Below are 23271 nucleotides of genomic sequence, written 5' to 3' on the forward strand. Positions count from 1 at the left end.
ATATACTGTTTAGGCACGGATGATGCGGATGGATACGGAGGATTAGTCCCGTAAAAATCCGTGATATCCGTGCCTAAACTATAAATGGCTTCGCACGAATACTCCATCCGGCTTATTTCTTCAGCTCAAAGCCCAGCATCAGACCGTCATAAGCTCCCGCCACACTGTTGATGGTGGCTGCGGTGGAGTTCACTTTCGATGCTGCTCCGGTAATGGTCTTCAGGATGGACATCAATTTGTCCGCTTTGAACACCATACTCATGTCATTGCCTGTCACTGTGACATAAGCCACAGTCTTCAGTCCCAGTTTGCCTGTCATGGTAATGGTCTTTGCGGCATCATCAAACACATAAGTCCCCGTAACCGTACGTTTTTTCATCTGATAAGAGTAAGTTCCGTCTTCATTGAAAGTGTAGCGGATATTATCCATACCTACTTTGTTATACACGGCCGTCATTTTCTCTTCCACTTCCTTAGCAGCCACTTCGCCACCGGCCTTTGCCAACAGGTTCTCACTTTCGAACTGACATTCAGGACCGGAGTACGTCCATGTGCCGATAATAGAAGAAGCCGTTGTAGCCTTATTTCCGACAACAGCCTTCGCCACCCCCGACAATATGGATTTCAAATCCTGTGCTCCGGCATTGGCAGACACCCCACACATCACCAATAAAATCCAAATACTTTTCAGTAAAATTCTCTTCTTCATCTTTCTATTAGGTTTTATTAAACGGTTGCAAAGATACGATAAAGCTTTCTATAAAACAATTTGATGCATATCAAACCCTTTTTCTGTTGTGATTTGTAGTTCAGCGTATCCGAAAATTTACTATCTTTGCTGCATAACACCATGAAAAACCAAAATAAATATGAGTATTGTAACCAATTTGAAATGTACATTGGCTGTCACAGCCGGACTATGTTCTTCGTTTGCTTACGCGCAAAAACATCCACATGTTATCTTGATAATGACTGACCAACAACGGGGCGACGCCTTGGGCTGTATGGGCAATGAGACTGTCATCTCTCCCCATCTGGACCGGTTGGCCGGCGAGGGAACACTGTTTATGAATGGATATTCTTCTTGTCCCAGCAGTACTCCTGCCCGTGCGGGAATGCTCACCGGACTTTCTCCCTGGCATCACGGCTTGCTGGGCTATGGAGAAGTGTCACCCGAATATAAATATGAGATGCCGCAGATGATGAAGGATGCCGGCTATTACACTTTCGGTATCGGAAAGATGCATTGGCATCCGCAGCGCGTCAAACACGGCTTTGAGGGGACGCTGCTGGATGAAAGCGGACGCATAGAAGACCCTAACTTCACCAGTGACTATCGCCAGTGGTTCCAGATACAGGCCCCCGGAAAGAATCCCGATGAGACCGGTATCGGCTGGAACGACCACAGTGCTTCCATCTATAAATTGTCGGAAAATCTTCATCCCACTTATTGGACGGGAGAGATGGCTTGCCAGCTTATTCAAAACTATGACAATAATGAGAAGCCATTATTCCTGAAGGTATCCTTTGCACGCCCTCACAGTCCGTATGATCCGCCGCAGCGATATCTCGATATGTATAAAGATGCTCAGGTGCCCGATCCGTTTATCGGTGACTGGTGTGGCAAATGGGCCGGGCAGCTTGACCCTGAAAAGGCTGCCAAAGATGCGCCTTACGGCAACTTCGGTGACGAGTATGCGCGTAATTCCAAACGTTATTATTATGCCAATATCACGTTTATAGACGAGCAGATAGGTCGCGTGGTGAAGGCTTTGAAAGAAAAAGGTATGTATGACAATGCCTTGATTATCTTTGTATCCGATCATGGTGACATGATGGGCGACCATTATCATTGGAGAAAGACATATCCGTATGAAGGCTCTACACATATTCCTTATATCGTGAAATGGCCTGCAGCAGAGAAAGTGGCTCCGGGAAAAGTGGATGCTCCTGTAGAACTTCGTGACCTTCTTCCTACTTTCCTCGAAACAGCCGATGCAACTGTTCCTGCCGATATGGACGGACGTTCGTTGCTGGCACTGGCCAAAGGTACGGAAACCAACTGGCGCAAATATATCGATTTGGAGCATGCTACCTGTTATAGTGCCGATAATTATTGGTGCGCCCTGACTGACGGCAAGATTAAGTACGTTTGGTATTTCCACACCGGAGAAGAACAACTGTTCGATATGGTAAAAGACCCGAAAGAATTGCACAATGCTGCCAACGACAAGAAATATAAAAAGCAACTGGCTGAGATGCGTGCTGAAATGGTGCGCCATCTGAGCGAACGCGGTGAAGAGTTTGTGAAAGACGGACAATTGGTGGTGCGTGAAAAGACCATGCTCTACGGACCTAATTATCCGAAAAAGAAATGATACTCACTTGATTTATCTCGTAGGGGTTGTGTCAAAATGTGGATAATACTGTCGTTTAGTTCGTAGGGGCGAGGTTCGCTCGCCCGAAAACAGTTTGCTTTGTGTCTTCGGGCAGGCAAACCCTGCCCCTACAGCTGACGATTGGATAGGCCATTTTAGTTTTGACACACCTCTACGGTATAATCATTTCCTCATCATGTTATAATTGATAGAAAGAGTCCTGCAATGTTTTCTTAAACTTCTTTGAGACAATCAGCTCTGTTATTTTTTCGAAAGGAGGGTACATGACGCAGCGGTTCTCCTTTATCATTATCAGATAATTGATATTGATGATATAAGATTGGTGTATCTGCACAAAGCAGGGAGCGTACTCTGTTATCTGATGCGCTGTGGTATTTTTCTTCAGTAGCAGGGGAACCTGATTGTTTAGTACCACCTCCCATAATTTGCGGTCGGAGTTATAGCGGAAGAACCCGATATCGATAGAACGGAGAACGCGCAAGTCATTGGTGGGAGTGGAAATCATAAATGTATGTTCGCCGGCCGAATATACTTGTGGCGGAATAGTCACCGGTGCAGCCGGTTCGTCCATCTTTTTCAGAAAACGGGTGATAATGCAGTCCAGTTCTTTCCTGTCTATCGGTTTCAGCAAATAATCGAAAGCAGACTCGCGGATGGCATTAATCATGTATTTGTCATAGGCAGTATAAAAGACCACCTGCATGCTCCATGTAACACAACTGTTGGTCTGCTCCAACAGCTCCATCCCTTTCATGTCGGGTAACTCCACATCCAGAAACAAAATATCGGGACGAAGCTTGTCTATCATTTTCTTTCCATTAGAGCCATTGCGGGCAATACCCTCTATTGCCAACTGTCCATAACGCTTCAGCTCCATGCAAAGGTTATCCGCCGAATACTCATCATCATCTATAATCAATACTTTATAAAGCCTGTCCATATAATTTGTTTACCATGATTAATGAAACAAAAGTAGAGAAACATCTTTTAAGATACAAACCGATAATTCTGCATTTGTGGATATCCGGCTTCAAACAGGAACTATCCGTGTGAAAATAGTCGTTAAACAGCTTTTTAAAAGTTATAATCATAACCTTGGGGAAGTATCACGACAAATTCGCAACCTGTTTCTCCTCCTTCCAGCGGCACATTATTGACAGCGATGTCTATATGTTTCTTGTTATGGCCGTTGAGCATCTGAACCGTTTGAAGAATTACTTTCATGCCGGTTCCCGTACCCCGGTTGTGGCTGCTTGCCCTGTATCCTCCGCCGTTGTCCCTTATCTTGATGCAGATGGCTCCCGTCGGTTCACGCCTGATGTCAATCCACAGATTCTTTTTCCCCGGTTTATCCCTTAGTGCATGCTTGATGGCATTCTCCACCGGAATCTGAATCATCATGGCAGGAAGAATCTCGCGGGCGGAATCGATGGTTTCATCCACATGGACAGACAGTGCGAAAGTGTCTCCCAGTGATTTGCGTTCCAGTTCTATATAGGTCTGTACAAAGTCGAGTTCTTCATCCAGAGTGACACAGAGGTGCTCGGTCAGCTCAAGGTTGCGGCGCATCAACTTTACCAACTGTTGCATGTTCTCGCCGTGTCCGTTGTTATGGCTGTTCATTTCCCTGTTCAGCACATTGAAGATGAAGTGGGGCGAAACACGGTTGCGGATATTCTCCATGCGCAGCGTGTTAATCATGTTCTGGCTGTGCATTCTGAGCAGGTGGTGTTGTTTCTTATTGTAAAGATAGATAAAGACAACCAATATCAGAATCAGGAAACAGACAGACATCCACACATACATACGTTGGTGGAGTTCCAGCACCTCGTTTTCTTTCTGCTGAATGAATATCTTTTGCTTCATCAGCGTAGTGTCCTGCCGGTATTTCAAGTCGATTTCGGCGGTGCGCATCTTGATACGCTCATTGCGGGTGGAGTCGTCAATGCGCTGGTTCTCCCGCTGATAATGATAAGCTTTCTTATAATCTCCCACTTCCTCGTAATAATGCTGTAAGTAGCGGTTACGGATGTGCAGCATATTGGGCTCCACATAATCGGGCTTCACGGCTTCGGCAAGACGTTTGCGTGCCAAGGCGAGATTGTTTTGTTTCAATGCCAGTTCTATCAGCTGTGTATCCAGATAATAGAGTGCGCTGATGTTTCCGATAGACCGGAAGAAATCCTCACACTTAGCCAGATAGAAAGCGGCGGAATCTGTTTGATTCATCAGCAGGAAGGTCTCTCCCAAATTCATCTCGCTCAGGTGAACCTCGAAAACCATATCGGGATAAGTGTGTGCAAATGCCAGTTCTTTTCTGAACATTTCGAGTGCACGCGGATAATCCTTGCGGAAGTAATAGGAGTTTCCGCGGTTGTTGAGGTAAATGCATTTCTCGTAAGGCATCATCTCTTCATATTGGCGGGCAGCCATGTCGTAGTAATAGTCGCACAATTCGAAATCGCGCAATTCCATATATACTTGTGCCAATCCGTAGTAGGCCGGGAAGCGTTTGGCTTCGGGAATGCGCAGTGAGTCGAAAAACGACAGTGCCTTCCGATACCACAATGCACCTTTATCGTATTGCCCTGTGCGTACGTAGGCATCGGCAAGGTTCATTGAAATGTCGGGCAACACTTCTTTTCTGTCTCCGTTCAGTCGATAGTTGAGTGCCTTGCTGAAACAAATGACTGCCGAGTCTACCAATGCCTGGCGTGCGAGTACATTTCCGCGCATATTATAGATGTCGGCATATAAATCGGATACTTGCGGTGTGAGTGCGTTGCGACGGCAATAGGCTTCTGCCTGATTCATGCACACGGCGGCGGAATCCATATCGGACCGGAACATATAGGCTTTGGCCAGCAACATCATATAGTAGTAATAAGTGGTGCTGTCGGCGGTGGCGGCCATACGCTTCTGTGTTTCGGCGCAGACATATCGGGGATTCTTGGACAAGGAGTCGTTGACTTCCTGAAAGAACTGGAGATAGGTGTCAAAAGCATTGAATGCCCTTTTCTGTTTTGTCCCACAAGAAATGACACATGCGGCTCCCAGCATTATACACCAGAAGCCTATCAGCATCTTTATTCGTATTTTCATAGTAGGTGTGCTAATAGTTTGTTTACAAACATACGTAAAAAAAACAAATTGAAGCACAAATGTCTTATTTTAAATTTCTACCATTGATATTGGATGGAAAGAAGATACTCGCGCGGCCGGAGTTTTACCCATGAAGTGGAGCTTTGTACAGCCGAATAGAGGGTATAACTGTATTCCTTTTTATTTAGTAAATTGGTGACGGAAGCTGTGAAGCGCCATTTTCCCACACGCTGTACCAGTGAAGCGTCTGCCAGCCATGTGTTGAGATGTTGTGTGCGGTCGATGTCATTATAAAAATGTTCTCCCGAAAGCCGGAAATCAGTATCGCCCCATCCCATGCTCAGTGTCAGGCGCTGTGACAGGTTTCACAGGGCATCCAGCCGTCTGTAGTCGCCTATTTTTGAACTCCCGCAACTCAATTTGGCTTGATACGCAGCTTCAAACAGTCGGGAAGGCGCCCATATTATCTTGGGTTCAACCGACAGATAGTCATAACGGTAGTCCTGAACCACTCCGTCATTGCACTGTTTTCCTTTGGTGCGGCTCATGGTCAGTTCGACAGACGATTTCAAATTCCAGTCATATACTCCTTTGGACAGGACGGAATGTAGCGTGTAATTTTCGTCAGAGTTGCTTTTTTCATAAGGAGAAAGGTAGAAGATGCCATCTTTATAATCACTCCGTGTCATTAAGTTATGGTCTGTGTGAAGATAGGCGAACGATACTGTCCGTATGCCAACTCTCTTGCGCTGAACGTGCAGATTAGTTATCTGCGGAGGGCACTTCGCAATGACAATACAGTCAAGATAGACTCGCTGATGAGAAAAGGTTATATGTTGCGCGAAGACTTCTGAAAATAATCCTTTCATATTCGTTTTGTCATATCATGAAACATCCTTACCTTTACCCGAAAATAAACTTCTAAGTAAAAAAGGAATAAAATGGAAACAATATCTAATTCTGTTCTTACCGTCGGTATCAGTGAGCATGGGGCCGAACTGCAAAGCATTCGGAAAAACGGAAAGGAATATCTGTGGCAGGGAGATGCCCGCTTTTGGGGACGCCGTTCGCCTCTTCTATTTCCCATAGTAGGGCGTATGTGGGAAGATACCTACCGCTATGCGGGTAACTCTTACCGGATGGGGCAGCACGGTTTTGCCCGCGATACGGATTTTAAAGTGACTTATAAAGGGGAGGAGGGAATAGTCTACTGGCTGGAGTCTACACCCGAGATGCTCGGTAAATATCCTTTTCCTTTCCGTCTGATGGTCGGTTATCTGTTGGAAGGTAACCGAATTAGTGTAAAATGGCGTGTAGAGAACCTTGGACAGTTGGATATGTATTTCCAAATCGGAGCTCATCCCGCCTTTAACTTCCCGGGGTTTGATGCATCAGCAGACGAACGCGGATTCTTTGCTTTCGACAGTAAAGAGGAGTTGCGGTATATCGTTCCGGTGGAGAAGGGGTGCGTGTCACCGGAGCTTCATACATTGGAACGGGATGCGGACGGACTGATGAAAATAGATACACATACGTTTGACTGTGATACATATATCTTTCAGGATGCGCAACTTAAGAAAGTGACCTTGCTGGACAGGGAGAAGAACCCTCACGTCAGTCTGGAGTTTGACACTCCGCTGGTGGCGTTGTGGTCGCCTGCCAAGGCTCATCCCGATTGTCCGTTTGTCTGCATCGAGCCGTGGTATGGCCGTTGTGATGCCGTCGGGTTTGACGGAGAGCTGAAAGATAGGGAATGGATTCAGAAATTAGGAAGCAAAGAGGTATTTGATGTGAGTTACAGCATCATTATAGAGTAATAGCCGGAATAATTACCATGATAACAGTGTGTGGGTGTGTCAAAACGTGGATAATGCTGTCGTTTCGTTCGTAGGGGCGAGGTTCGCTCGCCCGAAAACAGTTTGCTTTGTGTCTTCGGGCAGGCAAACCCTGCCCCTACAGCTGACGATGGGATAGGTCGGTTTAGTTTTGACACACTCCCACAGTTTTAATCTGCATCTGTAAATTTACTTACTTAACTCTTCCAATATTTGATGCCGGATGCTGCGGAAATGGTCACTCTCGGTATCATACAGTGTCCAGTGGAATACAACCAGCCGGCAGAGTTCTCGTGCCAGTTCGGGATTCTTCTTTTCCAACATTTTCAGGAGCGTATAGTCGGCAATACCGTCGCGCATAGCTTCCAGACGGATGGAACCATACAGCTTTCCGTTGTTAGGGTAGACTATCCAGCTGTCTCCTCCGGGTAGTGTATTGCCTCCTTCCTCATTCATGCGGGTTGTTTCCTTGTAAGGATTATTGCCGGTAAACCATTGGTTGAATCCCCAATGCAGATATCCTGTTGCCCCATATTTGAAGTTGAGCCAGTGAATGAGGCGGGTCTTGATGAGCGGTTGCTCTAAGAAACGGTTGGCAAAGTCGCCTTGAGGGGCAAGGCAGGTGTAGAACCACGTTTCGTCTCCCTGTTTTTGTCTTTCGCGATAGAAGTCATACCCCTCCTTATAGAAATTGAGTTGTGGCACCCAGATGTCGAGGATATTCTCAAGGTCATGAGTATGGCAAGCCTCTATGATTTTGATGTCCGGACACTGCTGTTTCACAAATCGGGCGATAGCCACATAGCTTTTTATATTGTCGCTTGTAGGCTCGTCGGCAATGTGCTGTGCATACAGTACTTCCGGATATGCTTCTTTCAGATGGGCGGCAAGCGAGGGGATAAACTGACGATAGAAGTTGACAGCCTGTTCCGATTCCATAGGATATTGCACCAGTTTCTTCTTGCCGTTCTCATACTGAGGGACATAGGGTGCGAATTGGCTGCTCCAGTCTCCCGAACGTCCGGCAATATGTCCGCCTTCGAGCATTTTCAATACACCGGCCTGATGGAAGATTTCTATCATTTTGTCGAATCGGGAGTAGTCGAAAGTATAGGTTCCGTTTTTCTCCTCAAACTCGATGTGTTCCAGCGGTGAGAGCAGGATAACGTTGGAATAGCATTCCTTCATTTTATCGGCCAGTGCCTGCACCATTTCCCAGTAAGCGTCCGAGTAAGGTTCCACCTCTTTCCCGCCATTGAATATTTTCATTTTGTCGGGTGATGTGCCAAACCAATTGGTTACCCATAAATCCGGTTGGGGCATGACGACGGGGTAAACTTTTACGCTGATTTCTTTTTTCAACTCAAAGGTTTGGTTGCCCATTGTTCCTTTGAGGCTGAATGTGGCTTTATAGTTTCCGGCTTCCGCATCGGTGGGAACGGGAACGGAAATCCAGATGGGTTGCGCCACATCACGTGCCACGGATTGTCCGTTTTGCTCGATAATGGGGTCGGGATAGTAGTGTGACAGAGAGGTGATGGCGTCTTTGGCGCGGTCGGGTGTCTGTCGGCCCACCCGCACATAATCAACAAAACCCGTACGCGGGGTACTTTGTAACTGTGTTCCTTTTTCGTTGGTGAACGCCGTAACCTGTGCCGACAATTCCTTCAATGGCAGTGCGGCTCTCACTGCAAACTGGAAGGTGGCGTGCTCGCCTGCAGCCACTTCTTCGGTCTCGTCATACTCGGGGAAGAAGTTTGATTCTCTGAATACTTTCAGAAAGGGGTCTACTTGTGTAAATGTAATCCGATCTTCTGTGGTAGGTGTTCCACAGGCGGAAATGATAAATAAAAGACAAATTAAATAAAGGTTTTTCATAAATCGATACTGTTTAAATGATTATAATATTTTGTTTGCTGTTATCAGTTTCCCATTGGCGGAGATGCCCTGTATCACCATGAACAGGGGGGCTTGGGGAGGAGCCGTAAAGATTATATCTGCTTTTCCCTTTTTTATCTTTATGTCGGGCTGCCAATAGACCGTTTTTCTCCTCATTTCTTTTTCTGTACTTTCGTTGTTTGTCGGATAATGAGGGACATAAAAGTGCTGTTTCACCTGACAGCCTTGCGGAACAATTACGCGGAAGTTGGATTTCTTATTCGCCATTGCCGTCGGGTTGTCCGCTTTGCTGACTAACATGATGGCTCCGTTGGCAGCTCGTCTGCCCAGTGTGACCAGTCCGGCTACGTCTTTTATCACTTCAATGGATTCTACGGCAGAGATGGGAAAACTCACAAATTCTCCGAAGGATACTTCCAGTCCGTCGATAATGAGCATGGCAGGCACTTCCTTACCATAACGTTTGATGATATAATACTCTTGCACGTTGAGTTCGTCTTTGGCATATTGCACCCCGGGAATGTGCATCATGAAGTCGCGCACGGATGCATAGGGCGAAAGAGTCATTTCTGCGGGGCTGTATGCCCGGTTGAAGTCCGAGTGCACCCTTGCTGCTCCGGGTGATAGCTTTTGTCTTTGTTTGCGGGCGGTTACGATTACATTATCCATCTGCAGTTCCCATGCCACACTGTCGGGACGTTTCGGTCTGTTCTTATCATAAAGCATGATGTTTTCTTCGTAGCTTTCCGTTTCGGGAATGTGGGCATGGAGCATGCTGATGCGTTCCACCCGGGGACGTTTTTCTTTGTTTATTTGCACTGCTACGTGTGTTCCGCCTTTGGCTGTATATGCTTGTATCAGAAAATGGGTGTTCGGGACAAACGACAGATGGTCGAAGAGGAAATAGCCTTCGGGGTCGGTCTTTGTAGTCTTGAATATCTTGCCATCGAAAGACAGCAGGGTGACGGTGGCTTGAGGGATACCCTTGTTTGCGTTTCGGTTGGAGATGATGCGGCCTTGTATCAGTTCTGTTGTTTCTGCGGGGATGTTTGTAACGCAGTTTGCTGTATCGCCCGAAGCATCAAAAGCAGTCCATGCCTGTGTCAGCATTAGCAAATCTTGACGGAAACTGTCGTGCGTGACATCTCCGCTGAAGTAAGAGGCCGGTTGTTCGATATAGCCCCGGATGTAGGGGGTCAGAAGATATGCCGAACGTAGGGTGTAGAAGCGCAGCGTGTAGTGGCCCGGGGCAATGCTGTCGGGTAATGGGAAGAAGCCGGCGAATCCTTCTTCGCCGACTTTGATTTTTTCGGTTGCCATGCGAATGGTGTCGTGCAGCAGTTCGGCATACACAAAGTGGCTGTAGCTTTCGGCTTGCTGTCGTGTGTCCATCACATAGACTTGAAACCACACGGTGTCTCCGGCACAGAAATTGCAGCGGTCGGTGTGTACGTATATTGTTTCATACGACTGATGGTGACCGGCTGCCGTTACTGTGCAGAGGAGGAGCAGGCTGAACAAGTACAGTAACATTGTTTTCATTATAAGTGTTCTATTTTTATGGTGAATGTATAGCTATTGTCATTAAAAAAAGCTTTATCTTCAACTTATGGCGAGATTAGAAAATATATTGCAATCCCAGTTGCAGTCGTCTCCAGTTGGCATCAATGATGAAGTTTTTGGATTTTATCATGGCTCCGCTTTTTCTGTCCTCTCCGTTGAATCCGATGAATAGATATTTGAGCAGGATGCTGAAATGGTTGTTCAGGGCATAGGATGCTCCGGGATTGATGCCTCCTTCAACATCATTTTTACCCAAGTGTCTGATGGCAGAAACTTGCATATCCATAAAGATATTGAATTTGCCGGGATGCAGGAAGTTATATCGCATATAGGGTGTATAAGTAGTTCTTTTTTCGTCTTCCATTATGCTTTCAAATTGTATTTTGAATCCGGCTGCCCAATGGCGGTTGATTTGGTAACCGATGGATGGAGTCAGTACGGCATATCTTGCATAGCCAAGATGAAAAAGCAATGGATTTTCTACAGTAGAGGATACAAACGCGGTTTTCACTTCTCCGTATCCTCCGTTCATTTCGACAAAGAAACCTTTTTCTTTAGTCTGTGCGGTTGCTGTGGCTATACTAAGGAGCAGTAGGGAAGTGAAGAAAAATTGTTTTGTTTTCATATCATTATTTTTAAGGTAAATGAGTAGGTCTTTGAAAAAGAATAAAGAAAAGGGTATTCTCTCGAACCCCCTTTTCCATCACAGTTATGTTAAGACGATTATTCTGTTTTCAGAATGATTATCATTAACATTTTCTTATCGTTATACCTATTTACAAACTTATTCCAATGCGCGTCCGGCTGTCATAGGCCAATAAGGATTTTGATACATGGTTGAAGTCTTGATATCGTTGGGGTCGCTGGCGCTCAATGTGAAGTCTTGTACGCCAAGAGGTTCCAGATAGAATGCTTTCTTCCATGTATATCCGTTGAACAATTGGTTGTTTGTTTCGGTACGTCCCATCGGACGGACATACTTGCTGACAGAAGCGGCTGAAATGTTTGCATTGCTTGTTCCGTCGGCTATCAAAGTTGATTTGCCGGTGGCATCTACATATTTTTTGTAAGCTTCGTCCCACAGGTTCATGCCTTCCAGCATATAGTGTCCGGTGATGGCAGGATCCCATGAACGCCATCTTTTCAGGTCATCCCAACGCATACCTTCCGAGATAAATTCGCAACGGCGTTCGCGACGGATGTTGTAGAGTGTGGCGTCTACTTTCCGGTCGCCGGAGAAGACTGCCAAATCACCATATACGGTACCGCCCACTACGTTGGCTTCTTTGTCTAAGTTGGTGTTGGCAATGGTCAGATTATAATCTTCGCTTACACCTGCACGGCGGCGGATGGCCTTCCAATAACCTGCGGCATCATTGTCCAATGAACCGTTCTTTTCGTAGCATGCTTCGATATAGTTCAGGTAGGCTTCGGCAGCACGGAACACGATGGCTCCTGTGGTACAAATGATAGTGTTGCTCTTGTACTGGTCGTAATCGTAGTTATAATATTTACGTGGACGGTAACCCGTAAAGTCTTGTAGTTCCACACTGCTTGTCACCAAAGGAATGGTGTCCAGAATCACTGCTTCGTTGTTCTTGGCAACGGCAGGGTCGGCAGGGTCGCTACGGACAATGTCTTCTTCACCGAATACAAAGAGTTGCAGACGTTCGTCACGTCCTTCTTTCTCCATGGATACGCTCAAGTCGCCTTTGTAACCCGAACCGTCGGCATAGTAAGGCAAACCGTTTTGCATCAGGAAGGAAGTGATGTAGCTACGTGAAAGTCCCAGTTGGTCACCGCCAGCCGACAAGATGTAGGCTGCATCGTGAGTATAACCGATGCTCAGGTTGTACTGTTTCCAAAGTAATACTTCGGAAATGCTGCTCAAATCTTCTTGGCTGAACATATCGAAGTAAGGATTCCATCCGTCGGTTTGTCCTAAAACGGGATTCATCTGATGCGAGTTGCCTGTCAGCGTACAATGGTCGGCAACGGCTTTGGCAGCGCTCATGGCTTCGGTCAGGAAGAAATTGATTTCTCCTGTAATGTCGAAAGTCTTTCCCTGGTTGTACGCCATGTCTTTTCCGGGCCATGTATCGTCACCCGGAACACGTCCGGTGCCTTTGTGGTATTTTTCAAAGGTAGCTTCAAACAACGCTACGCGTGACTTGAGCAGCTGTGCGGTTTGCTTGTTGATACGCTGGTTGTTTTGGAAACCTTGGTCTTTCAGACGTGAGATAGCTGTATCAAGGTCTTTCAATATGAAACGTGCCACTTCGTTACGTGGAGCGCGCTGGCTCAGTTCCTTCAGTATGGCCTGATCGTCGGGAAGCACTTGGTCGATAATGGGAAAATCGCCATAGCGAACCAATGCCTGATAGTATGCCAATGCACGAAAGAAATAGGCTTCGCCGATATAATGGCTCAGAATGGTCTTGTCGCCTTGGATGCTTCCTGCTTCTTCTTTCGGAAGGACTTGTTCAAGCAGCCAGTTCCATACACGGGCACGTGAAGTGTAAGTTTGGAAGTTCTTGCCCGAAGGTACTTGTTTTTCTCCGGCAAACCAATCTAAGTCACCTGTTTGTGAAAACAGGTTGTCTGTATTATTGTCATTGAGTGTCATACCGCTACGCCAGTTCTTGTCATGGTAAAGAGACTGCTGGCGAGAGTTTTGCAGGTAAGAGTAGTAGTTGATAACGTATGCACCCACTTGGTCTACAGTTGTGAAATAGGCTTCAGGGGTTACATTGGTTATCGGCTCACGGTCTAAAAAATCATTGCAGGAAGTCAGTGTTGATGCTCCCAGACCGATAAGTGAGCAGATGTAGATATGTTTTAAACTTAATTTCATATTCGTATTTTTTTAGAAGTTAACATTTACACCGACAGAGAGGGTTCTTTGCAACGGATACAGTTTACCCGGTCCCCAGTCGCCACCCAGTGTTTCGGGGTCGAATACAGAACTGATGCCTGTCCAAGTGAGCAGATTGTCGCCGGAAACGTAGAAACGTACAGATTCCATGGCAGCCTTTTTAGTCCAGCTTTTGGGCAAAGTATAACCTACTTGTACGTTCTTTACACGCAGGTATGCCGCATTCTGTAAATATCCGCTTTGAACTTCCTGATTCTTCTTGATATTTCCGAAGTAAGGTTTCGGATAATATGCGTTTGTGTGTTCAGGTGTCCAATAGTCCAGATGCTCGGTGAAGCAGGCTGATTGCCATTCGTCACCGCTGGCTCCCCAGAAGTACGGGCCATCCAGCCAGTAGTCGCGTTTCATGGTTCCTTGCAGGAAGATGGAGAAATCCAGTCCTTTCCATGAACCGTCTACCGTGAAACCGAAGTTGTAGCGTGCATAACTGTTACCGATAACTTTCAAGTCGCCATGGTCGTTAAGGGTTTTGGAACCGGAAGTCACTTCTCCGTCTCCGTTCAAGTCGGCATACATAATATCGCCGGCACCCCATTTAGAACCCCAGTTGGGTTTGTTGTTGGCTAAATGGGCATCCATTTCTTCTTGAGTCTGTGCGATACCTACTGTGGTGTATCCCCAGATGGTTCCGTCCAGTTTGTTGTTGTACCAACTGTAGATATCACCGCTTTCATTCGGATATTTCAGTACCTTACGCTGTCCGTCGGCCAAAGTGAAGCGTACTCCATAGTTGAAGTCTTCGATACGGTCTCTCCATGATAATTCCATTTCCCAACCATAAGATTTCATATCGGCATTGTTTATCTTCGGGGCAGATGCACCCAAAATACCGGGAAGGGTGGGAGCAGGACCTACCATATCGTAAGTATAGCGTTGGTAGTAGTCGAATGAACCGGTCAGTCGGTTGTCAAAAAGACCGAAGTCTACACCGACGTTCCATGATTCTACGGTTTCCCAAGTCAATACACTGCTGACGATGCCCGGAAGAGATGCTGTGTTTTGGCGTACTCCGTTGAGCAACCAGCCTGAGTTGTTTGTTCCCACAGGCATGCTTTGGAAGAACGGATACCAGGCTTCGGTTTCATTGTTACCCAATTGTCCCCATGAACCTCTCAGTTTCAAGGTGCCGATTACGTTTGACAATGGTTTGAAGAATTCTTCACGTGAAATGTTCCATCCCACTGAGAATGATGGGAACAGTCCCCAGCGTTTGTCGCCGATGAAGCGTGAAGAACCATCATAACGTAAGTTGGCTTCCAACAGATAGCGTTCTTTGTAGTTGTAGTTGACACGTCCGAAGAAACCGGCGATAGCCAATTCGGATGCACTGTTGTAAGCGTTTTTATTGTCCTGTGTGGTGTTCAGTTCAGGCACGCTGGAAGTGATAAGATCTGTACCGAAACCGGTCAGGCCGCCTTTCTTGTAAAGCTCGGCATTGAAACCTGCCATTACTTTAAAGTAGTGGTCGCCTATGGTTTTGGAATAATCACTGAAAATATTGGTTGAGAAGTAGTCTTCGCTGGCGCGGTAGTCTTGTACTTCCGAATAGCCGGCAGCACCTCCGTTCCAAGACAGTGCATAAGGGTTATTGTCGGTATCGTAACCGTAGATTGGCAATACAGCCCAATGGTATTTTTCATTGTATTGGCGCAAGCTGCCTTCTACGTTGATGTGCCAGTCCTTGATGGGCTCGAATACGAATTGAATCTGATTGGTTATCCAGTTCTTTTCACTGGTTTGTTTTCCACCTTCTTCCATTTGTATAATTTCCATATCGGCAGACCAGTGTCCGTTGGGATCGACTACCGGACAGGTCGGCCAGCGGCGTGCGATGTTGTGGAAGAACAGTCCTGTCATGTAAGTCGGACGGTCATAGTTCTCGCGTGTCCATTTGTTATTATAATTCATGGTAATCCAATCGGCAAGTTTCACGGATATTTTTCCGTTCAGTGTATAACGCTGGAACTTGTCGCTACCGTGACGTAACAGACCCTTTTGGTCGAGGAAGCTGCCACTTAGCAAATAGGTGATTTTGTCGTTACCGCCATTGATACTTAAATTGTGTTCTTGTGAAGGCACCCAACTGTCATAGAATTCATCAAACCAGTTGGTATTGGCAAATGCACCTCCGTAGTTCTGCCAACGTCCGTTGGTACCGGCTACCGTACCGTAATATTCCGGTTTGGTGGGGTCGGTGTATCCGCCGCTCATGTATGTCTTGATGCGGTTCATATCGTCTTCATCGAAGATGACAGTACCGTAAGCATTGCGCTGAGCCTCATTGAAATAAGTTGCAAAATCCAATGAGTTGGTCATATTAGGTTTTTGGATAGCATCCGAAAAACGGAGATTACCTGAATAGTTGACTCTTGTTTTTCCGCTATTACCGTTCTTGGTGGTAATTAGAATAACACCGAATGCAGCACGTGCACCGTAAATAGAAGAAGAGGCGGCATCTTTCAGTACTGACACATTGGCAATATCATTAGGGTTTACCGTATTCATATCGCCTTCGATTCCGTCAATCAAAATCAAGGGATTGCCACTGGAGCCGTCACCGATGGTACCTGCACCACGGATGTTGATATTAAGAGAAGCATCCAATGCACCACCGCTGTTGCCCACTGACATATTCAATCCCGGAATCTGACCTTGCAAGGCTTGTGCCACATTCTGTACGGGGCGTGATTCCAGCACTTTGGAGTCGACCATACTCACGGCACCGGTTACATTTACTTTTTTCTGCGTACCATAACCTACTACAACGACTTCATCCAACATTTGTGTGTCGTCTTTCAAGATGATGTTCAAGGGAGTTCCTGTCCACTTTACTTCCATCGTTTCATATCCCACAAAAGAAATCACCAATGTACTTCCTTTGGGAACGTTGTTCAAGGTAAAGTCTCCATCTATACCTGTGATGGTACCGTTGGTACTTCCTTTTACTACCACAGATGCACCGATAACGGTTTCACCTGTTCCGTCTTTTACAACTCCGGTGCATGTGCCGTTTTGCTGGACAGCGTCAATACCCGTCACTCTTTCCCCGGATGATGCGTAAACTGCTCCTCCACTGATAGTTGAGAGGAATAGTAACATACCGACTGATTTGAGATGTTTTAACATATTACTATTATTTAATTGTTTGTGAAAAACATGTGAATCCATGAATGGAATAAGTTCCAACAGAACTATGTTTTTTAGGATTGGTGAGGAAAAATAGTATGATTAACAGCCTGGTATGACTTAAAAGAGGGGTGAAATGTTCAGTTAAGGTTCTTATATTCTACCCGATTTTATAGTGCTTCACCTTAAAATTGCAGTAAGATTGGAGTATAAAAGGTTATTCAGATGTACTGAATAGCATTCTATTGCCTGTGTTTATTGTGTGATATTTTATAAAAATGATATTTTTTATAAAAATCACCGCATCCTCTCGCTTGTTATTTTAAAAATATTGTATATTTGCGGTGTTAATCTAAATTTTATTGAAAAACATAGTTCTGTTGGAACTTATCCGCTTGTCCTTGTTTTCGGCTTGCAAACTTCATCAAGATGTAGGCCCAGTAGAAAATTAGTATGCCATATATCTTCGTAATTCTGAATGGAAGGAGCTTTTTAGAGATAAATCATTTCGTGATTGCTTAACCACGGTCGTGGTTAAGTCTGCTCACGGTCGTGGTTAGACTTAGTCACCCCTGTGGTTAAGGTTAACCACGGAGGTGGTTAACGGACATCTTACTTTCGTCAGTAAAAGAAGGAACAGAAGCATTGTATGCTGACGGAGTACTTCATGGTCAACCGGAATTGATGTGATTCTCTGCAAAATCAAACGCATGTTTTTTTGCGTCGTTTTCCCATTAACGGTGCTTGTCCGGGAAGGAAAGGCCGGAATATGAGGCACTTTCACAAACAACCTGTTTATAAGCCGATAAACGGATGTTGCGCTGTGAATGAATGATATAACTGAGGTGCGTAAGAAAAAGGAGTGAGAGAATGGGGACATAAGCAGGTGCAACTTATTATTGTGTTCTGAGTTCAAGTTCTAAAAGCGATACTTCATTTTGTTTGCAGAGTAGAAAAAGAATAGAAAATTATGCTGCTTTCAAAGTACTCAAAAGGGGGGGGAGAAGTAGAATGGATGGAATTATATATATGTTGAATATATTTTTATTGTTCCAGCCTCGTTTCAGGGATTTTCAACCGTCTGTTTTCATTTTGATAAATAAATCCCTCTTTTAAAGAACGTTAATATAATGTATTCGGAACGCAGTAATCTTTCACACTTAGCATTATAGCAGTGTGTCTGAAGGACATTTCGGTAATAATAAAATAAGAAATATGAAAAGAATGAATGTATGGATTGCCGTAGTAGGTATGGCAATGGCTTTTTCTGCTTGTAAGCCGGGGGCTAAAACAAACCAGGAAACAGAGGAAACGAAGGTGACAGAACAAAAAACGGGTGACGATAAAGACGAACACGGATGTATCGCTTCGGCAGGTTATGTGTGGAGTGCACTGAAGAAAGACTGCATCCGTCCTTTTGAGGCCGGCGTAAAAGTGCCCGGTATCACAGCCGACAATAACACAACGGCGGCTTATGTGGTTTTTGCAGAAGATTCTACCTGTGCGGAATTATTTGTTGCGACCGTGAAAGGTGGCGTGTTGCTGGATAAAGCGGAAGCTGTCTGGAAGAATGACTCTCTGGATTTTGTAGTGAAGCAGGATGCCGGCCGGTGGACTATCACTGAAAAGGGAACTGAAGTTTTTGCCGGAGAATAAAATCCGTCTGTCGAAAATGAATAAAAAAACAGGCGTGAATATTGCGGAGAAACACGGGATAAGAGAATTATTCCGTGACATTCGCATTCTTCACGCCTTGGAAACAATTTAAAGATATAAGTTTGTCGATTAGTGGCAATGTCCGCATCCGCAACTTTCGTCGTGGCTGCCGCAACCATCTCCGCAACCGTCTCCGCAGTCACCGCAACCGCATCCGCAACCTTCGCCGCTCATCATATTCAGCGTCTCTTGAATTTCTTCGTTGGTGGCAGGACGTGATTCTGTTACTTCGCCCACAAAAGTCAGGTCTTTGCCTGCATGGGGATGGTTCAGGTCAACAGTTACCGTATCGGCGGTTACTTCGCCCACAGTGGCATAGAAGTGATGTCCTTCATTGTCTTGCAAAGGGATAACGGCTCCCTCGAAGATACGTTCTGCATCAAATACACCGTCGATGGTGAACATTTCTTTAGATACAGTGCGTACACCTTCAGGCATATATTCTCCGTAAGCTTCTGCGCTTGGAATGACGAAATCGAATTTATCGCCTTTGTTCAGGGCGGCAACTTCGCTTTCGAAGCGTTCAAGCGTGGTTCCCAGTCCTGAAATGAATTGGAAGGGGTGCTCTGCGGTTGCTTCTTCTACTAATGTTTTCTGACCGTCTTGCATAACGTACAGTTTGTATGCTACGGTAATGTACTTATTTTCCATGTTTTTTATATTATAAATATACTGAATTACGTGCGGGAATTGTTTTCCCGGCGTGCAAAGATACAAATTAATTCATATCCCAACAGATTATTCCGCCTAAGTATTACGTTATTTTGTCAGAATGATAGATTATTTGTCTGTGTTCGGAAGCTTTGTGCTCCTTCAGGGATGAAAGAAAATGCATCGCTTTGTGATAAAATGATTTTTTTAAAGCTCGTTTGGTTACGAATGATAATTTATAAGAAAAAAAATCTTCATTTTATTTGTTTGTTACGAAAAACGCTTTACCTTTGCAGTCGTTAAAGCAACAAAGAAAAAAGATATATGAACGTTACTACTCTAAATAACCTGGCAGTCCTGCATATTATTCGCTTCGTGGTGGTCACACTGGGAGAGTGAGAAAGGTTGTGTATGTGTAGTTGTACATAAAAGATATATTTGAAGGCCTTTCTCACATGGATGAGAAAGGCTTTTTTAGTAATAGAAAGTTAGGACGTTTTAGACAATAGAATAAAATGAAAAATCAGTTACGCAGCTCGTATAGCACACAAGGTCGCCGGATGGCAGGGGCCAGAGCCCTTTGGGTGGCAAATGGCATGAAGAAAGAAATGATGGGAAAACCCATTATTGCAATAGTAAACTCGTTTACCCAATTTGTCCCCGGACACACACACTTGCACGAGATAGGTCAGCAGGTGAAGGCTGAAATAGAGAAGTTGGGATGCTTTGCAGCTGAATTTAATACCATTGCTATCGATGACGGTATTGCCATGGGCCACGATGGAATGCTCTATTCACTGCCAAGTCGTGATATTATAGCCGATAGTGTGGAGTATATGGTCAATGCCCATAAAGCGGATGCGATGGTATGCATCAGTAACTGTGACAAAATAACTCCGGGTATGCTTATGGCGGCCATGCGGTTGAACATTCCCACTGTGTTTGTATCGGGAGGACCGATGGAAGCAGGAGAATGGAACAACCGGCATCTTGACCTGATTGATGCGATGATTAAATCGGCAGATTCATCGGTCAGTGATGAAGAGGTGGCTCAAATAGAGAATAATGCTTGTCCCGGCTGCGGCTGTTGCTCGGGAATGTTTACCGCCAACTCTATGAATTGCCTGAATGAGGCTATCGGACTGGGGCTACCGGGGAACGGAACGATTCTGGCTACTCATGCCAACCGTACCCGGCTGTTTAAAGATGCGGCCGCATTAATCGTAAAAAATGCATATAAATATTATGAAGAAGGGGATGACAGTGTGTTGCCGCGCAGCATTGCCACTCGTGATGCTTTCCTCAATGCCATGACGTTGGATATAGCTATGGGAGGGTCTACCAATACGGTTCTTCACCTGTTGGCTATTGCTCATGAAGGTGGGGTGGACTTTACAATGGATGATATCGATATGTTGTCACGCCGTGTGCCTTGTCTTTGCAAGGTGGCTCCCAATACACAGAAATATCATATTCAGGATGTAAATCGTGCAGGAGGTATCCTTAATATATTAGGTGAGTTGGCCAAGGGCGGTCTGCTGAAAACAGATGTGAACCGTGTGGATGGTATGACACTGGCAGATGCTATCAGAAAATACAGTGTGACTGTAGACGAGCCGGATGCTGATGCTGAACGTATCTACTCTAGTGCTCCGGGCAATAAATTCAATATTACGTTGGGTTCTCAGAATGCAACGTACAAAGAACTCGACACCGACCGTGCCAATGGTTGTATCCGCGACTTGGAACATGCCTACAGCAAGGACGGCGGGTTGGCCGTACTGAAGGGAAATATCGCTCAAGACGGTTGTGTGGTAAAAACAGCCGGAGTGGACGAAAGTATTTGGAAATTTTCGGGCCCGGCCAAGGTGTTTGATTCACAGGATGCTGCTTGCGAGGGCATCTTGGGCGGAAAGGTGGTGAGTGGCGATGTCGTCGTGATTACCCACGAAGGGCCGAAAGGTGGCCCCGGTATGCAGGAAATGCTTTATCCCACTTCTTATATCAAATCAAAACATCTCGGAAAGGAGTGTGCCTTGATAACCGACGGACGCTTTAGTGGCGGTACGTCAGGATTGAGTATCGGACATATTTCTCCTGAGGCTGCCGCAGGCGGAAACATCGGGAAAATAGTGGATGGAGATATCATCGAAATCGATATTCCGAACCGCAGTATCAATGTGAAACTAAGTGACGAAGAGCTTGCAGCACGTCCCATGACTCCGGTGACCCGCAACCGCTACGTGCCGAAGAGTCTGAAAGCCTATGCCAGCATGGTGAGTTCGGCAGACAAGGGCGGTGTGAGAATCATTGACTAATAAAAAGAAATAGATATTATATGGCAAAAGAACAAATAACAGGAGCAGAGGCCTTGATGCGTTCCTTGGAGCATCAGGGGGTAAAGACTCTTTTCGGATACCCGGGAGGCTCCATCATGCCTACTTTTGATGCTTTATATCATCATCGAGATACATTAAATCATGTATTGGTTCGTCACGAACAGGGAGCTGCTCATGCGGCACAAGGTTTTGCCCGCGTGTCGGGTGAAGTGGGAGTCTGTCTGGTCACCAGCGGTCCCGGCGCGACGAATACCATCACCGGCATTGCCGATGCCATGATTGACAGTACGCCTATCGTGGTAATTGCCGGACAGGTGGGCGCATCGTTCTTGGGAACAGATGCGTTTCAGGAGGTCGACTTGGTGGGTGTCACTCAGCCTATCTCCAAATGGAGCTACCAGATTCGTCGGGCAGAGGATGTGGCCTGGGCAGTGGCACGCGCTTTTTATATTGCCAAAAGTGGACGTCCCGGTCCTGTTGTGCTAGATTTTGCCAAGAATGCTCAGGTGGAGATGGTGGACTATGAACCGATGAAACTTGATTTTATCCGCAGCTATGACCCTGAACCCAATCCGGATAAGGAGTGTCTGCAGGAAGCTGCCGAATTGATAAACGGTGCTTGTAAACCATTGGTTTTAGTCGGCCAGGGAGTGGAACTCGGCAATGCGCAAGATGAACTTCGTGCTTTCATTGAGAAAGCTGATATGCCTTGCGGGTGTACCTTGCTGGGACTGTCGGCACTTCCTACAAACCACAGACTCAACAAAGGTATGTTGGGTATGCACGGTAATCTCGGGCCGAATGTCAAAACCAATGAGTGTGACGTGTTGATAGCCGTGGGAATGCGTTTTGATGACCGTGTGACCGGTAAGCTTGATACATACGCCCGACAAGCGAAAATCATTCATCTGGATATCGATTCGTCGGAAATAGATAAGAATGTAAAGGTGGACGTGCCTGTGTTGGGCAATTGCAAACAGACGCTTGCCATGCTGACACAACTTATCGGTGAAAACAAGCATACAGAATGGATTGACAGTTTTGCCGAATATGAAAAAACGGAGTATGAACAGGTTATCGAAAAAGAGATTCATCCCCGCGAAGGCGCACTGAATATGGGAGAGGTGGTCCGCGCCGTGAGCGAGGCTTCGCATCACGAAGCTATTCTGGTGACCGATGTGGGACAGAACCAGATGATGGCGGCACGCTACTTTAAGTACAGCAAGAACCGTAGCATCGTTACTTCCGGCGGACTGGGCACCATGGGCTTTGGCCTGCCTGCCGCAATCGGTGCCACTTTCGGACGCCCCGACCGCACCGTGTGTGTGTTTATGGGTGACGGAGGATTGCAGATGAATCTTCAGGAATTGGGAACTGTTATGGAACAAAAGGCTCCGGTGAAGATTATTCTTCTGAACAATAATTATCTGGGCAATGTTCGTCAATGGCAGGCAATGTTCTTCGGACGCCGTTACTCGTTTACGCCGATGCTGAATCCGGATTACATGAAAATAGCCGAAGCCTACGAGATTCCCGCCCGACGTGTGATGGAGCGGGAGGAGTTGCAGGATGCCATCCATGAAATGCTGACTACCGACGGGCCGTTCCTTTTGGAAGCCTGCGTGATAGAGGAAGGTAATGTGTTGCCGATGACGCCTCCGGGAGGTTCGGTAAACCAGATGTTGTTAGAATGTTAAAAGAGTAAG

Annotated in this window: 16 protein-coding genes and 1 pseudogene; 6 read left to right on the forward strand and 11 right to left on the reverse strand. The window is 46.0% G+C overall.

Translation table 11 applies throughout. The annotated features are described in order from the left end of the window. Positions 1-112: 112 nt before the first annotated feature. Complete coding sequence (locus tag QYT14_RS00060; protein WP_237038221.1) at positions 113-709, reverse strand: DUF4923 family protein; 597 nt, start codon at positions 707-709, stop codon at positions 113-115. A gap of 160 nt (positions 710-869) precedes the next feature. Between QYT14_RS00060 and QYT14_RS00065 the strand changes: the two genes are divergently transcribed. Then, entirely contained in the window at positions 870-2378 is a 1509-nt protein-coding gene (locus tag QYT14_RS00065) for an arylsulfatase (RefSeq protein WP_288324005.1), read from the forward strand. Positions 2379-2577: 199 nt separating this feature from the next. Here the strand turns inward: QYT14_RS00065 and QYT14_RS00070 are convergent, their stop codons facing one another. The 4 genes from QYT14_RS00070 to QYT14_RS00085 form a co-directional block, all read right to left on the reverse strand. After that, positions 2578-3339 (reverse strand): response regulator, encoded by a 762-nt coding sequence (locus tag QYT14_RS00070; protein WP_237038219.1) that lies wholly within the window; start codon positions 3337-3339, stop codon positions 2578-2580. Positions 3340-3473: 134 nt separating this feature from the next. Then, the gene (locus QYT14_RS00075) at positions 3474-5483 is read right to left on the reverse strand and encodes a histidine kinase (protein WP_288324193.1); all 2010 of its coding nucleotides are present in this window, start codon (positions 5481-5483) and stop codon (positions 3474-3476) included. A gap of 95 nt (positions 5484-5578) precedes the next feature. Continuing rightward, on the reverse strand, positions 5579-5839 hold the full coding sequence (locus QYT14_RS00080) for a TonB-dependent receptor (protein ID WP_288324006.1): 261 nt from the start codon (positions 5837-5839) through the stop codon (positions 5579-5581). Positions 5840-5866: 27 nt separating this feature from the next. Further along, positions 5867-6190, reverse strand: coding sequence for a hypothetical protein (locus QYT14_RS00085; protein ID WP_288324007.1), 324 nt, complete (start codon positions 6188-6190; stop codon positions 5867-5869). A gap of 42 nt (positions 6191-6232) precedes the next feature. On the opposite strand from QYT14_RS00085, the pseudogene QYT14_RS00090 reads away from it, so the two are divergent. Next, positions 6233-6355 (forward strand): annotated as a pseudogene (locus tag QYT14_RS00090) (DNA-binding response regulator); the annotation flags it as partial. 87 nt (positions 6356-6442) lie between these two features. Continuing rightward, positions 6443-7318 carry an aldose 1-epimerase family protein gene (locus QYT14_RS00095; RefSeq protein WP_237038217.1) on the forward strand — a complete coding sequence of 292 codons (876 nt, stop codon included), beginning with the start codon at positions 6443-6445 and terminating at the stop codon, positions 7316-7318. Between the two features lie 207 nt (positions 7319-7525). Here the strand turns inward: QYT14_RS00095 and QYT14_RS00100 are convergent, their stop codons facing one another. The 5 genes from QYT14_RS00100 to QYT14_RS00120 form a co-directional block, all read right to left on the reverse strand. After that, a complete protein-coding gene (locus QYT14_RS00100; RefSeq protein WP_288324008.1) occupies positions 7526-9214 on the reverse strand; it encodes a DUF4091 domain-containing protein in 1689 nt (562 codons plus the stop codon). 21 nt (positions 9215-9235) lie between these two features. Then, the gene (locus QYT14_RS00105) at positions 9236-10777 is read right to left on the reverse strand and encodes a TonB-dependent receptor plug domain-containing protein (RefSeq protein WP_288324009.1); all 1542 of its coding nucleotides are present in this window, start codon (positions 10775-10777) and stop codon (positions 9236-9238) included. 76 nt (positions 10778-10853) lie between these two features. After that, positions 10854-11423 carry an outer membrane beta-barrel protein gene (locus QYT14_RS00110; RefSeq protein ID WP_288324010.1) on the reverse strand — a complete coding sequence of 190 codons (570 nt, stop codon included), beginning with the start codon at positions 11421-11423 and terminating at the stop codon, positions 10854-10856. A 159-nt stretch (positions 11424-11582) separates the two neighbouring features. Continuing rightward, on the reverse strand, positions 11583-13652 hold the full coding sequence (locus QYT14_RS00115; protein WP_237038213.1) for a RagB/SusD family nutrient uptake outer membrane protein: 2070 nt from the start codon (positions 13650-13652) through the stop codon (positions 11583-11585). A 12-nt stretch (positions 13653-13664) separates the two neighbouring features. Continuing rightward, entirely contained in the window at positions 13665-16859 is a 3195-nt protein-coding gene (locus QYT14_RS00120) for a TonB-dependent receptor (protein WP_237038212.1), read from the reverse strand. Positions 16860-18074: 1215 nt separating this feature from the next. Between QYT14_RS00120 and QYT14_RS00125 the strand changes: the two genes are divergently transcribed. Next, positions 18075-18515: a hypothetical protein gene (locus tag QYT14_RS00125; RefSeq protein WP_237038211.1), complete on the forward strand. Its 441-nt coding sequence runs from the start codon at positions 18075-18077 to the stop codon at positions 18513-18515. A gap of 129 nt (positions 18516-18644) precedes the next feature. Here QYT14_RS00125 and QYT14_RS00130 read toward each other — a convergent pair whose 3' ends face one another. After that, positions 18645-19226, reverse strand: a complete 582-nt coding sequence (locus QYT14_RS00130) for an FKBP-type peptidyl-prolyl cis-trans isomerase (RefSeq protein ID WP_237038210.1) — start codon at positions 19224-19226, stop codon at positions 18645-18647. A gap of 515 nt (positions 19227-19741) precedes the next feature. Between QYT14_RS00130 and ilvD the strand changes: the two genes are divergently transcribed. Beyond that, the gene (ilvD, locus tag QYT14_RS00135) at positions 19742-21544 is read left to right on the forward strand and encodes a dihydroxy-acid dehydratase (RefSeq protein ID WP_288324011.1); all 1803 of its coding nucleotides are present in this window, start codon (positions 19742-19744) and stop codon (positions 21542-21544) included. Between the two features lie 20 nt (positions 21545-21564). Beyond that, positions 21565-23262, forward strand: a complete 1698-nt coding sequence (ilvB, locus tag QYT14_RS00140) for a biosynthetic-type acetolactate synthase large subunit (protein WP_288324012.1) — start codon at positions 21565-21567, stop codon at positions 23260-23262. Positions 23263-23271 lie beyond the last annotated feature (9 nt).

This window comes from uncultured Phocaeicola sp. (assembly GCF_948499155.1).
GTDB classification, from domain to species: Bacteria; Bacteroidota; Bacteroidia; order Bacteroidales; family Bacteroidaceae; genus Phocaeicola; species Phocaeicola faecalis.